Here is a 13,073-nt window from a genome sequence, read left to right on the forward strand (position 1 = left end):
AATCGAAGAGAATCGATGTGAAAGTACTCAGTGTCTTTGGTACAAGGCCGGAAGCCATCAAGATGGCGCCTCTGGTTCATGCGCTGGCGAATGACCCTCATTTTGAAGCGAAAGTCTGTGTTACCGCCCAGCATCGTGAGATGCTGGATCAGGTCTTGACCCTGTTTTCTATTGTTCCTGATTACGATCTTAACATTATGAAACCAGGGCAAGGGCTGACAGAAATTACCTGCCGAATTCTGGAAGGGTTAAAACCGATTCTGGAATCCTTTAAGCCTGATGTGGTGTTGGTGCATGGTGATACCACCACCACCATCGCTACGAGCCTTGCTGCATTTTATCAACGTATTCCGGTTGGCCACGTCGAAGCGGGCCTGCGTACGGGCGATCTCTATTCGCCCTGGCCGGAAGAGGCCAACCGCACGTTGACTGGACATCTGGCGATGTACCACTTTGCGCCAACCGAAAACTCTCGCCAGAATCTATTGCGGGAAAATATTCCTGACCGCACGGTGTTTGTTACCGGCAATACGGTCATCGACGCGCTCATCTGGGTACGCGATCGGGTGATGGCTAATGACGCGCTGCGTGCCGAACTGGCAGAACGTTATCCGTTCCTCTCCAACGGTAAAAAGATGATCCTGGTGACGGGGCATCGCCGTGAAAGCTTTGGCCGCGGTTTTGAGCAGATTTGCCATGCGTTAGCCGAAGTGGCGGCGCAGAACGAAGATGTGCAGATTGTTTATCCGGTGCATCTCAATCCAAACGTCAGCGAACCGGTGAATCGTATTCTCGGCCACGTTGAGAATGTGATCCTCATTGAGCCGCAGGACTATCTGCCCTTTGTCTGGCTAATGAACCACGCCTGGCTGATTCTGACCGACTCCGGTGGTATTCAGGAAGAGGCGCCATCCCTCGGTAAACCGGTGCTGGTCATGCGAGAAACAACCGAACGTCCGGAGGCCGTCAAGGCCGGTACCGTGCGTCTGGTTGGCACCGACACCAAACATATCGTTGAAGAGGTCACTCGCCTGCTGCATGACGACGAGGCGTATCAGACAATGAGCCGTGCCCATAACCCTTACGGTGACGGGCAGGCTTGTGATCGTATTTTGTATGCACTTAAACACAATCGGGTATCGCTATGAGTTTTACTACCATCTCCGTCATTGGCCTGGGCTACATTGGCTTGCCAACCGCTGCCGCTTTCGCTTCGCGTCAAAAGCAGGTTGTAGGGGTAGATATCAACCAGCATGCGGTTGATACCATTAACCGGGGTGAAATTCATATCGTCGAACCCGATCTCGATAAGGTTGTGAAGAGCGCGGTAGAGGGTGGCTATCTGAAAGCCAGCACCACGCCGGTAGAAGCCGATGCCTGGCTGATTGCCGTGCCGACGCCTTTTAAGGGCGATCATGAGCCCGATATGGTCTACGTTGAGGCGGCCGCAAAATCGCTCGCCCCGGTGCTGAAGAAGGGAGCGCTGGTCATCCTTGAATCCACCTCGCCGGTGGGGGCTACCGAGCAGATGGCCCAGTGGCTGGCCGATGCCCGCCCGGATTTGACCTTCCCGCAGCAGGCTGGTGAGCAGGCTGATGTGAACATCGCTTACTGCCCGGAGCGTGTACTGCCAGGGCAGGTGATGGTTGAGCTTATCAAGAACGACCGCGTCATTGGCGGCATGACGCCAGTCTGCTCCGCCCGCGCCAGCGAGCTTTATAAAATCTTCCTGGAAGGTGAGTGCGTGGTAACTAACTCCCGCACCGCCGAAATGTGCAAACTGACAGAAAACAGCTTCCGCGACGTTAATATCGCTTTTGCCAATGAACTGTCGTTAATTTGTGCCGATCAGGGGATTAACGTCTGGGAACTGATTCGCCTGGCTAACCGTCATCCACGCGTTAACATCCTGCAGCCCGGCCCGGGCGTCGGGGGCCACTGCATTGCGGTCGATCCCTGGTTTATCGTGGCGCAAAACCCTGAACAGGCGCGTCTGATCCGCACTGCACGTGAAGTTAACGACGGAAAGCCGCACTGGGTGATTAATCAGGTTAAAGCCACCGTGGCAGATAGCCTCGCTGAAAGCGGCAAGCGCGCCAGCGAGCTGAAAATTGCCTGCTTTGGTCTGGCGTTCAAACCCAATATTGACGATCTGCGCGAAAGCCCGGCGATGGAGATTGCCGAAATGATCGCCGACTGGCACAGCGGCGAAACGCTGGTGGTCGAACCCAATATCCACGCCTTACCGAAAAAACTGGCGGATAAATGTCAGCTGGTGGCCATGGACGCAGCGCTGGCTACCGCAGATGTACTGGTGCTGTTGGTCGATCATAAAGAATTCAAAGCCATCAGCGGCGATGCGATTCATCAGCAGCATGTCGTCGATACAAAAGGAGTCTGGCGTTGAGAAGGATTTTAGTTACCGGCGGCGCGGGGTTTATCGGTTCCGCGGTAGTTCGCCATATTATCCAGAACACCCAGGACGCCGTAGTGGTGGTGGATAAACTCACCTACGCGGGCAACCTGGCCTCGCTGGCACCAGTGGCGGACGATCCGCGCTTCGCCTTTGAGCAGGTTGATATCTGCGATCGCGACGCCCTGAACACCGTCTTTGCTACCCATAAACCCGATGTGGTGATGCACCTGGCTGCAGAGAGCCACGTCGATCGCTCTATCGATGGCCCGGCAGTGTTTATCGAGACCAATATCGTCGGTACCTATAACCTGCTGGAGACGTCTCGTGCCTGGTGGAGCGGCTTAGCCGCCGAGCAGAAAGCGGCGTTCCGCTTCCATCACATCTCTACTGATGAGGTGTATGGCGACCTGCATTCGATGGACGATTTTTTCACCGAAACCACGCCTTATGCCCCCAGCAGCCCCTATTCCGCGTCTAAAGCCAGCAGCGACCATCTGGTTCGCGCCTGGCAGCGCACTTATGGTTTGCCGACGCTGGTGACCAACTGTTCCAATAACTATGGCCCCTATCATTTCCCGGAGAAATTGATTCCGCTGATGATTCTGAATGCCATCGCGGGCAAACCCTTGCCGGTATACGGCGATGGTCAACAGATTCGCGACTGGCTGTATGTTGAAGATCATGCCCGGGCGCTCTATTTGGTGGCGACAGAAGGCACCCCCGGCGAAACCTGGAATATCGGCGGGCATAACGAGCGCAAAAATCTCGACGTCGTTACTACCATTTGCGATCTGCTGGAAGAGTTGGTCCCGGTGAAACCGCAGGGTGTACAGCAGTATCGTGATCTGATCACCCGGGTACCCGACCGTCCAGGTCATGACCTCCGCTATGCTATTGATGCGTCCAAAATCGAACGTGAGCTGGGCTGGGCCCCGCAAGAGACGTTCGAAAGCGGCATTCGCAAAACCGTTGAGTGGTATCTCGCCAATGAAGGCTGGTGGAAGCAGGTACTGGATGGCAGTTATCAGGGCGAGCGTCTGGGGCTGAAGGGCTAACCGGGAGAATTTATGAAAGGCATTATTCTGGCAGGGGGCTCAGGCACGCGTCTGCATCCCATCACTCGCGGCGTATCGAAGCAACTGCTGCCAATTTATGATAAGCCGATGATTTATTATCCGCTTTCGGTGCTGATGCTGGCCGGTATTCGCGAAATTTTAATCATCACCACGCCGGAAGATAAAAGTACCTATCAGCGCCTGTTGGGCGATGGTAGCGAATTTGGCATTGCGCTGACCTACGCAGAACAACCGAGCCCGGATGGTCTTGCCCAGGCCTTTATCATTGGCGAAACCTTCCTGAACGGCGAGCCCTCTTGCCTGGTGCTGGGAGATAACATCTTCTTCGGGCAGGGGTTCAGCCCTAAGCTGCGCTCGGTTGCGGCACGCTCCGAAGGGGCGACGGTCTTTGGCTATCAGGTCATGGATCCAGAACGCTTTGGCGTGGTGGAGTTCGACGATAATTTCCGCGCACTGTCGCTGGAAGAGAAGCCCAAACAGCCGAAATCAAAGTGGGCGGTGACCGGTCTCTATTTCTACGACAACAAGGTCGTAGATTACGCGAAGCGGGTCAAACCCTCTGAGCGCGGCGAGCTTGAGATCACCTCAATCAACCAGATGTACCTCGAAGAGGGCAACCTCACGGTTGAACTACTGGGCCGCGGTTTCGCCTGGCTGGACACCGGTACCCATGACAGCCTGATCGAAGCCAGTACGTTTGTGCAAACCGTCGAAAAACGACAAGGCTTTAAAATTGCCTGTCTGGAAGAGATTGCCTGGCGTAATGGCTGGCTGGATGACGACGGCGTGAAACGCGCGGCCAGCCAGCTGGCTAAAACGGGTTATGGCCAGTATCTGCTGGAGCTGCTCCGTGCACGTCCACGCCAGTATTGATCCTCTCGTCTGGGAGAGCGATTTTTTCGGCATTCCGTCGGCGATTGTACGGGTTAACGCTGACGCGCCGCCGCTTTCTGCAGCCGATTTCGCCCCCTGGCAACGTCTGCAGGCGAAAATCCCGGCAGAACGTAGCGATCTGCTGGATGCGCTTCAACAGCAGGGGTTTCGCCTTGTCGAAGGTGAAGTTGATCTGGCCATCACGGTGAGTCAGCACACCAATCCTGGCGCGGAGGTGGCGAAGGTCCAGGATATTCCTGCGCTTCGTCATCTTGCCGCAGAAGCCTTTGCGCAAAGTCGTTTTCGAACGCCCTGGTACGCCCCACAAGACAGCGGGCGTTTTTATGCCCAGTGGATTGAGAACGCGGTAAAAGGCATCTTCGACCACCTCTGCCTGGTGTATCGCGCGCCAGATGGCGGGATCCAGGGGTTTGTCTCGCTGCGAAAACTGAACGACAGCGAAGGACGGATTGGTCTTCTCGCCGGGCGCGGTCTCGGCGAAAAATTAATGCAGGCAGCCCTCCATTGGGCGCAGCAACAGCAGCTTTCCACTCTGCGCGTGGCGACCCAGTTGGGCAACACCGCCGCACTTAAACGTTACATTGCGAGCGGCGCCAACATTACAGCGACTGCTTACTGGCTATACAGGTGACAAGATGATTCCATTTAATGCGCCTCCTGTGGTGGGCACCGAACTCGATTACATGCAGTCTGCAATGGGCAGCGGCAAGCTCTGCGGCGATGGTGGTTTTACTCGTCGTTGCCAGCAGTGGATGGAGCAGCGCTTCCACAGCGCCAAAGTCCTGCTGACGCCGTCCTGCACCGCCTCGCTGGAGATGGCCGCGCTGCTGCTGGACATTGGGCCTGGCGATGAAGTGATCATGCCGAGCTATACCTTCGTCTCGACGGCGAATGCCTTTGTGCTTCGCGGTGCAAAAATCGTCTTTGTTGATGTGCGTCCGGATACCATGAACATTGACGAGACGCTGATCGAAGCGGCTATTACGGATAAAACGCGGGCGATTGTGCCGGTGCATTACGCGGGCGTGGCCTGTGAGATGGACACCATTATGGCGATCGCCAAAAAACACAACCTGTTCGTGGTAGAAGATGCTGCACAGGGGGTGATGTCCACCTACAAAGGGCGCGCACTGGGCACCATTGGCCATGTCGGCTGTTTCAGCTTCCACGAAACGAAGAACTACACCGCAGGCGGTGAAGGTGGCGCAACGCTGATTAACGATCGTGCGCTGGTAGAGCGTGCCGAGATCATCCGCGAGAAAGGCACTAACCGCAGCCAGTTCTTCCGCGGCCAGGTGGATAAATACACCTGGCGTGATATTGGCTCCAGCTACCTGATGGCTGACCTGCAGGCCGCCTATCTGTGGGGACAACTCGAGGCTGCAGACCGCATCAATCAGCAGCGCCTTGCGCTGTGGCAGACCTATTACGATGCGCTGGCCCCGCTGGCGAAGAAAGGGCGTATTACGCTGCCAACGATTCCGGCGGACTGCGTCCATAACGCGCACATGTTTTACATCAAGCTGCGTGACAACGACGATCGCAGCAAGCTGATCGACTATCTTAAAGAAGCCGAGATTCTGGCCGTTTTCCACTATATTCCGCTGCACTCCAGCCCGGCTGGCGAAGCCTTCGGACGTTTCGTGGGCGAAGACCGCTTTACGACGAAAGAGAGTGAGCGGTTACTCCGCTTGCCGCTGTTCTACAACCTTACTGCGTCTAATCAGCGCACGGTTATTAATTCCCTTCTGAGCTACTTCAGCTGATATGTCTCTGGCGAAAGCATCGGTGTGGACCGCCGCGTCCACCCTCGTCAAAATCGGCACGGGACTGCTGGTTGTAAAATTACTGGCGGTCTCTTATGGTCCTTCTGGTGTTGGGCAGGCGGGTAACTTCCGCCAGCTGGTCACCGTGCTTGGCGTACTGGCCGGGGCGGGGATTTTTAACGGCGTGACCAAATACGTCGCGCAATACCAGGATGACACGGCACAGTTGCGCCGCGTGGTGGGCACCTCGTCGGCCATGGTACTGGGTTTCTCTACGCTGCTGGCTGTCATCTTTCTTCTGGCTGCTGCGCCTATCAGCCAGGGGCTGTTCGGGCATACCCACTACCAGGGGCTGGTGCGCCTGGTGGCGCTGGTTCAGATGGGCATCGCCTGGGCCAACCTGCTCCTGGCGCTGATGAAAGGTTTCCGTGACGCGGCCGGTAACGCGCTGGCGCTCATCTCTGGCAGCATAATCGGCGTGATTGCCTATTATGCGTGCTATCGGCTGGGCGGCTACGAAGGGGCGCTGCTGGGGCTGGCGTTGGTGCCTGCACTGGTGGTGATCCCGGCAGGATTTTTCTTGCTTCGGCGCGACAATATCCCGCTGCATTATCTGAAGCCGCAGTGGGACAAGATGCTGGCCAGCAGCCTGGGCAAGTTTACCCTGATGGCGTTGATCACCTCAGTCACCTTGCCTGTCGCCTATGTGATGATGCGAAACCTGCTGGCGGCGCACTACAGCTGGGATGAAGTGGGGATCTGGCAGGGGGTGAGCAGTATTTCCGACGCCTACCTGCAGTTTATCACGGCCTCCTTTAGCGTCTGGCTGCTGCCAACGCTGTCGCGCCTGATCTCTCGCGAGGATATCACCCGCGAGATTGGTCGCTCGCTGCGCTTTGTGTTACCTGCCGTAGCGGTGGCCAGCTTTACGGTCTGGCTGCTGCGCGATGTTGCCATCTGGCTCCTCTTTTCCGACAAATTCACCCCCATGCGCGATCTGTTCGCCTGGCAACTGGTGGGGGATGTACTGAAAGTAGGCGCTTACGTATTCGGCTACCTGGTGATTGCGAAAGCCTCGCTGCGGTTGTACATCCTGGCGGAAATCAGCCAGTTCACCTTGTTAACTGCGTTCTCTTACTGGCTGATACCTGCGCACGGTGCGCTGGGGGCAGCCCAGGCCTATATGGCCACCTATATTGTCTATTTCGCTGCCTGTTGCGGCGTATTTTTACTTTGGCGTAGACGCGCATGACTGCACTGATTCACGTACTGGGATCGGATATCCCGCACCATAACCAGACCGTATTGCGGTTTTTTAACGATCAACTGGCGTCAGGTAATCCTGATGCGCGCGCGTTTATGGTGGTTAGTCAAACGCCCGACTCCGTTGCTCATTTTCCAGCTCTGGCTATCACCGTCTGGCCTGATAAAGCCAGCCTGGCAAAAGCCGTTATCGCGAAAGCGAAAGCGAACCGCGAGCAGCGATTTTTCTTCCATGGGCAATTCAATACCGGGCTTTGGCTGGGGCTACTAAGCGGTGGGCTGCGGCCTTCGCAGGTGAGCTGGCACATCTGGGGCGCCGACCTCTATGAGGCGTCGCGGGGCTGGAAATTCCGCCTCTTTTACCCGATACGCCGGATGGCACAAGGGCGGGTAGGGTGCGTCTTTGCCACCCGAGGCGATCTCAATTATTTTGCGAAGCAGCATCCGGCTGTCCGTGGTGAGTTGCTCTACTTTCCCACCCGTATGGATCCTGGTCTGAACAGTCTGGCGAAGGATATCCGCCGGGAAGGGAAGTTAACCATTCTGGTGGGGAACTCCGGGGACCGCAGCAATGACCATCTCGCGGCGCTAAAAGCGGTACACCAGCAATTTGGCGATACGGTTAATGTGGTTGTGCCGATGGGCTACCCTGCACATAACGAAGGGTATATCGCCGAGGTGCGCCAATGTGCGCTGGGGCTTTTCAGCGCCGACAATGTCCAGATCCTCAGTGATAAGCTGGAGTTTGACGCTTATCTGGCGCTGCTGCGTCAGTGCGATTTAGGCTATTTTATCTTTGCGCGACAGCAGGGCATTGGCACACTCTGTCTACTGATTCAGGCGGGCGTGCCCTGTGTGTTGAATCGCGAAAATCCCTTCTGGCAGGACATGGCTGAGCAGAGCATCCCGGTGTTGTTCACCAGCGATGAACTGAATGTAGAGGTGGTACGCGAAGCACAGCGCCAGCTCGCACTGGTTGATAAAAACGCTATCACATTTTTCAGCCCGAACTATCTTGCTCCCTGGCATCAGGCATTACGGATCGCTTCAGGAGGTCAGAAATGAGCCAGTTGCAATTCAGCGGCCTGCTGGTGGTATGGCTGTTGAGCACGCTCTTCATCGCTACTCTGACGTGGTTCGAGTTCCGTCGCGTGCGTTTTAACTTCAACGTCTTTTTCTCGTTGCTGTTTCTGCTCACTTTTTACTTCGGCTTCCCGCTAACCAGCATCCTGGTCTTCCGCTTTGATGTCGCCGTGGTGCCGCCCGAAATTCTCATGCAGGCGCTGCTGTCGGCTACCTGTTTCTATGGTGTCTATTACGTCACCTACAAGACGCGGCTAAGGTCGAACGCCAGCACCGCGCCGCGCCGCGCGTTGTTCACTATGAATCGGGTCGAGACGCATCTGACCTGGATAATGCTGATGATGATCGCGCTGGTAAGCGTTGGCATCTTCTTTATGCACAACGGATTTTTGCTGTTTAAGTTGCACTCTTACAGCCAGATTTTCTCCAGTGAAGTGTCCGGTGTAGCGCTGAAAAGGTTCTTCTACTTCTTTATACCGGCGATGCTGGTGGTCTATTTCCTGCGCCAGGATGCCCGAGGATGGCTCTTCTTCCTCGTCAGTACGGTGGCGTTTGGCTTGCTGACCTATATGATCGTCGGCGGCACGCGCGCCAATATTATTATCGCCTTCGCCATCTTCTTGTTTATCGGCATTATTCGTGGCTGGATTTCGCTGTGGATGCTGGCCGCTGCGGGAGTGATGGGCATTGTGGGGATGTTCTGGCTGGCGCTTAAACGCTACGGTATGGACGTGAGCGGAGACGAGGCGTTTTACACCTTCCTCTACCTCACCCGCGATACCTTTTCGCCATGGGAAAATCTGGCGTTACTGCTGCAAAACTACGACAAGATAGACTTCCAGGGGCTGGCGCCGATTGTCCGCGATTTTTATGTCTTTATTCCCACCTGGCTGTGGCCAGACCGACCAGGCATTGTGCTCAATACTGCCAACTACTTTACCTGGGAAGTGCTGAATAACCACTCCGGGCTGGCTATCTCCCCCACGCTTATCGGCTCGCTGGTGGTGATGGGCGGCGGCTGGTTCATTCTGCCGGGCGCGATTGTCGTGGGGCTGATTATCAAGTGGTTTGACTGGCTCTACACCCTGGGTAACCAGGAGACAAACCGCTATAAGGCCGCGATTTTGCATAGTTTCTGTTTTGGTGCCATTTTCAATATGATCGTGCTGGCGCGAGAGGGGCTGGATTCGTTCGTCTCCCGTGTGGTTTTTTTCATGATGATTTTTGGTGCCTGTCTGCTGATGGCGAAACTGCTGTACTGGCTATTCGACAGTGCCGGACTGGTGCATAAACGTGAATCAAGACCCAGCAGAACGCTCTCGCAAGTCTGAGTAAGGATAAGAATGACTGACAATACCTCTGCGCCGCAGTATGACCTGCGTGGTCTGAAACTGATCGGCTGGCGTGATATGCAGCATGCGCTGGACTATCTGTGTGCTGGCGGCCACATCAAAACTGGCACCCTGGTCGCCATCAATGCAGAAAAGATGCTTACCCTTGAAGACAACCCCGAGGTTCGTCAACTGATCGAGGCGGCAGAATTTAAATACGCCGACGGCATCAGCGTGGTGCGTTCGGTACGTAAAAAATACCCCGCGGCGAATATCTCCCGCGTGGCAGGGGCCGATCTCTGGGAGGCGCTGATGGCACGTGCAGGCGCGGACGGCACGCCGGTGTTCCTGGTTGGGGGTAAGCCAGAAATCCTTGCGCAGACGGAACAGAAGCTACGCCGCCTGTGGAACGTCAATATCGTGGGCAGCCAGGACGGCTATTTCAAACCGGACGATCGTCAGGCGCTATTTGAACGTATCCGCGACAGCGGAGCCAAAATTATTACCGTGGCGATGGGATCGCCGCGCCAGGAGATCCTGATGCGAGACTGCCGTCAGGTCTGTCCGGATGCGCTCTATATGGGCGTGGGCGGGACTTACGATGTCTTCACCGGACATGTGAAACGCGCGCCAAAAGTGTGGCAAAACCTGGGTCTTGAGTGGCTCTATCGTCTGCTTTCTCAGCCGAGCCGCATCACGCGTCAGCTCCGTTTGCTGCGTTATCTGCGCTGGCACTATACCGGGCGCTTATAAAGTTGGCCGGGCAGCGCGACAGAGTGGTCGCGCTGCAACCCACCTGTAAACCTGCTGCATTATTGTACGATACATCTATTTTTTTAACACACCGTTTGCCATTTCTCCGATTTTAAGAAACCATTCCCTCCCGTCGCAGTGCCATGGTGTTTTTTGCGCCAACCGTCAATCAGACGGTCGACGCTGCATGGCCTGTTATGGCGCATGTTTACCATAACAATAACCGGCTGACGCCGGGAGAGTAGCAAGCACAACTGAGGATTTATGGCAGAGAAAAAACCGGAGCTACAGCGTGGGCTGGAAGCTCGTCATATCGAATTGATTGCCCTCGGCGGCACTATTGGCGTGGGGCTGTTTATGGGCTCCGCCAGCACCCTGAAGTGGGCAGGTCCGTCCGTCCTGCTCGCCTACATTATCGCGGGGCTGTTCGTCTTCTTCATCATGCGTTCGATGGGCGAGATGCTGTTCCTGGAGCCGGTGGCTGGCTCCTTTGCAGTGTATGCTCACCGGTATATGAGCCCATTCTTCGGCTATCTTACCGCCTGGTCCTACTGGTTTATGTGGATGGCGGTAGGGATATCTGAAATTACGGCGATAGGGGTCTATGTCCAGTTCTGGTTCCCGGAGATGGCGCAGTGGATACCCGCGCTTATTGCCGTGGGGCTGGTCGCGTTAGCTAACCTTGCTGCCGTACGTCTTTACGGCGAAATTGAGTTCTGGTTTGCGATGATTAAAGTCACCACCATCATCGTGATGATTGTGGTCGGGCTGGGGGTGATCTTCTTTGGCCTGGGTAATGGTGGCGAGTCGATTGGCTTTGGCAACCTGACCGAGAACGGCGGCTTCTTCGCCGGCGGCTGGAAAGGCTTCCTGACGGCGTTGTGTATCGTAGTGGCGTCCTATCAGGGCGTAGAGCTGATCGGCATCACCGCCGGCGAAGCGAAAAATCCGCAGGTGACGCTGCGCAGCGCGGTAGGCAAAGTGCTGTGGCGTATCCTGATTTTCTATGTGGGCGCGATTTTCGTTATCGTCACCATCTTCCCGTGGAACGAGATTGGTAGCAATGGCAGCCCGTTTGTTCTCACCTTTGCCAAAATTGGTATTACGGCGGCGGCAGGCATCATCAACTTCGTGGTGCTGACGGCGGCGCTCTCGGGTTGTAACAGCGGCATGTATAGCTGCGGCCGTATGCTCTATGCTCTGGCGAAGAACCGCCAGCTTCCGGCGGCGGTAGGTAAGGTCTCGCGTGCGGGCGTACCGGTAGTGGGCGTGGCGATCTCTATTGCGATACTGCTGATCGGCTCCTGCCTCAACTACATTATCCCGAACCCGCAGCGCGTGTTTGTGTATGTCTACAGCGCCAGCGTGCTGCCGGGTATGGTGCCATGGTTCGTGATCCTGATTAGCCAGCTGCGTTTCCGTGAAGCGCATAAAAAAGCCATCGCCAGCCATCCGTTCCGCTCGATTCTGTTCCCGTGGACCAACTATGCGACAATGGCGTTCCTGGTCTGCGTATTGATCGGCATGTATTTTAACGAAGATACCCGTATGTCGCTGTTTGTCGGGGTCGCCTTCCTGGCGCTGGTAACAGCGTTCTACAAGCTTTTTGGGCTTGGGCGCCACGTCACGCGTCATAATATGGGCGAATAAGCGGCAAAATGCGCAAAGCGTAACCAAACGCGCATTTTTTTAAAAAAAGCACTAGACAGAACTACGAGACCTCCGTAATATCCAGCCCCGCAACGGCGCTAAGCGCCCGTAGCTCAGCTGGATAGAGCGCTGCCCTCCGGAGGCAGAGGTCTCAGGTTCGAATCCTGTCGGGCGCACCATTAACCCGGTGCTGGAGCTGCGGTGGTTTCGATACCGCGTAGAAAAGATTTGCAGTGGTGGCTATAGCTCAGTTGGTAGAGCCCTGGATTGTGATTCCAGTTGTCGTGGGTTCGAATCCCATTAGCCACCCCATTATTTAAAGTTGTGAAATGCGAAGGTGGCGGAATTGGTAGACGCGCTAGCTTCAGGTGTTAGTGTCCTTAGGATGTGGGGGTTCGAGTCCCCCCCCTCGCACCACGACTTAATGAGTTGAACTAAAAATTCAAAAAAGCAGTAAAGCGGCGAGTAGCGCAGCTTGGTAGCGCAACTGGTTTGGGACCAGTGGGTCGGAGGTTCGAATCCTCTCTCGCCGACCAATTTTGGACCCCGCCAAGGCGGGGTTTTTTGTATCCCACCCGACGAATTACGATTCGCAGGGTTGAAGTAAAAAGTAAAAAAGCAGTACATCGGCGAGTAGCGCAGCTTGGTAGCGCAACTGGTTTGGGACCAGTGGGTCGGAGGTTCGAATCCTCTCTCGCCGACCAATTTTGAACCCCGCTTCGGCGGGGTTTTTTGTTTTCTGTTTTTCCTGCCGTGTTGCTCATCGCCGACAATCCCGTTCAGCATTGTCGTGAATGAGTGACAAATAACTCTTTGAATAATAAACATATTTTATTTTAAC

Annotated in this window: 11 protein-coding genes and 5 tRNA genes; all 16 read left to right on the forward strand. The window is 55.5% G+C overall.

The features are described from left to right. Positions 1-17 precede the first annotated feature (17 nt). Positions 18-1,148 carry a non-hydrolyzing UDP-N-acetylglucosamine 2-epimerase gene (gene wecB, locus B3511_RS00120; protein WP_040078080.1) on the forward strand — a complete coding sequence of 377 codons (1,131 nt, stop codon included), beginning with the start codon at positions 18-20 and terminating at the stop codon, positions 1,146-1,148. After that, a complete protein-coding gene (wecC, locus tag B3511_RS00125) occupies positions 1,145-2,407 on the forward strand; it encodes a UDP-N-acetyl-D-mannosamine dehydrogenase (RefSeq protein ID WP_207292609.1) in 1,263 nt (420 codons plus the stop codon). Before wecB ends, wecC begins: the two co-directional genes overlap by 4 nt. After that, positions 2,404-3,471, forward strand: a complete 1,068-nt coding sequence (gene rffG, locus B3511_RS00130; RefSeq protein ID WP_040078082.1) for a dTDP-glucose 4,6-dehydratase — start codon at positions 2,404-2,406, stop codon at positions 3,469-3,471. Before wecC ends, rffG begins: the two co-directional genes overlap by 4 nt. 12 nt (positions 3,472-3,483) lie before the next feature. Beyond that, positions 3,484-4,365 carry a glucose-1-phosphate thymidylyltransferase RfbA gene (rfbA, locus tag B3511_RS00135; protein ID WP_046886617.1) on the forward strand — a complete coding sequence of 294 codons (882 nt, stop codon included), beginning with the start codon at positions 3,484-3,486 and terminating at the stop codon, positions 4,363-4,365. Next, entirely contained in the window at positions 4,343-5,017 is a 675-nt protein-coding gene (gene rffC / locus B3511_RS00140) for a dTDP-4-amino-4,6-dideoxy-D-galactose acyltransferase (protein WP_414671863.1), read from the forward strand. The genes rfbA and rffC overlap by 23 nt, the downstream gene beginning before the upstream one ends. A gap of 4 nt (positions 5,018-5,021) precedes the next feature. Next, on the forward strand, positions 5,022-6,152 hold the full coding sequence (gene rffA, locus B3511_RS00145) for a dTDP-4-amino-4,6-dideoxygalactose transaminase (protein WP_286758289.1): 1,131 nt from the start codon (positions 5,022-5,024) through the stop codon (positions 6,150-6,152). 1 nt (position 6,153) lies between these two features. Next, positions 6,154-7,404, forward strand: a complete 1,251-nt coding sequence (gene wzxE / locus B3511_RS00150; RefSeq protein ID WP_286758290.1) for a lipid III flippase WzxE — start codon at positions 6,154-6,156, stop codon at positions 7,402-7,404. After that, entirely contained in the window at positions 7,401-8,480 is a 1,080-nt protein-coding gene (locus tag B3511_RS00155; RefSeq protein WP_207292605.1) for a TDP-N-acetylfucosamine:lipid II N-acetylfucosaminyltransferase, read from the forward strand. The genes wzxE and B3511_RS00155 overlap by 4 nt, the downstream gene beginning before the upstream one ends. Next, the gene (wzyE, locus tag B3511_RS00160) at positions 8,477-9,829 is read left to right on the forward strand and encodes an ECA oligosaccharide polymerase (protein WP_286758291.1); all 1,353 of its coding nucleotides are present in this window, start codon (positions 8,477-8,479) and stop codon (positions 9,827-9,829) included. The genes B3511_RS00155 and wzyE overlap by 4 nt, the downstream gene beginning before the upstream one ends. Positions 9,830-9,841: 12 nt before the next feature. Beyond that, positions 9,842-10,582 carry a lipopolysaccharide N-acetylmannosaminouronosyltransferase gene (wecG, locus tag B3511_RS00165; protein WP_040078092.1) on the forward strand — a complete coding sequence of 247 codons (741 nt, stop codon included), beginning with the start codon at positions 9,842-9,844 and terminating at the stop codon, positions 10,580-10,582. Positions 10,583-10,846: 264 nt separating this feature from the next. Beyond that, positions 10,847-12,232 (forward strand): bifunctional threonine/serine APC transporter ThrP, encoded by a 1,386-nt coding sequence (gene thrP / locus B3511_RS00170; protein WP_286758292.1) that lies wholly within the window; start codon positions 10,847-10,849, stop codon positions 12,230-12,232. A gap of 102 nt (positions 12,233-12,334) precedes the next feature. Next, a tRNA-Arg gene (locus B3511_RS00175) sits at positions 12,335-12,411 on the forward strand. Positions 12,412-12,468: 57 nt separating this feature from the next. Next, positions 12,469-12,544: transfer RNA gene (locus B3511_RS00180), tRNA-His, on the forward strand. A gap of 19 nt (positions 12,545-12,563) precedes the next feature. Then, positions 12,564-12,649 (forward strand) — tRNA-Leu (locus tag B3511_RS00185). A gap of 42 nt (positions 12,650-12,691) precedes the next feature. After that, positions 12,692-12,768 (forward strand) — tRNA-Pro (locus tag B3511_RS00190). Positions 12,769-12,859: 91 nt separating this feature from the next. Continuing rightward, positions 12,860-12,936, forward strand: a tRNA-Pro gene (locus tag B3511_RS00195). Positions 12,937-13,073 lie beyond the last annotated feature (137 nt).

The organism is Leclercia sp. UBA1284 (genome assembly GCF_002308415.1).
Lineage (GTDB): Bacteria > Pseudomonadota > Gammaproteobacteria > Enterobacterales > Enterobacteriaceae > Enterobacter > Enterobacter pneumoniae.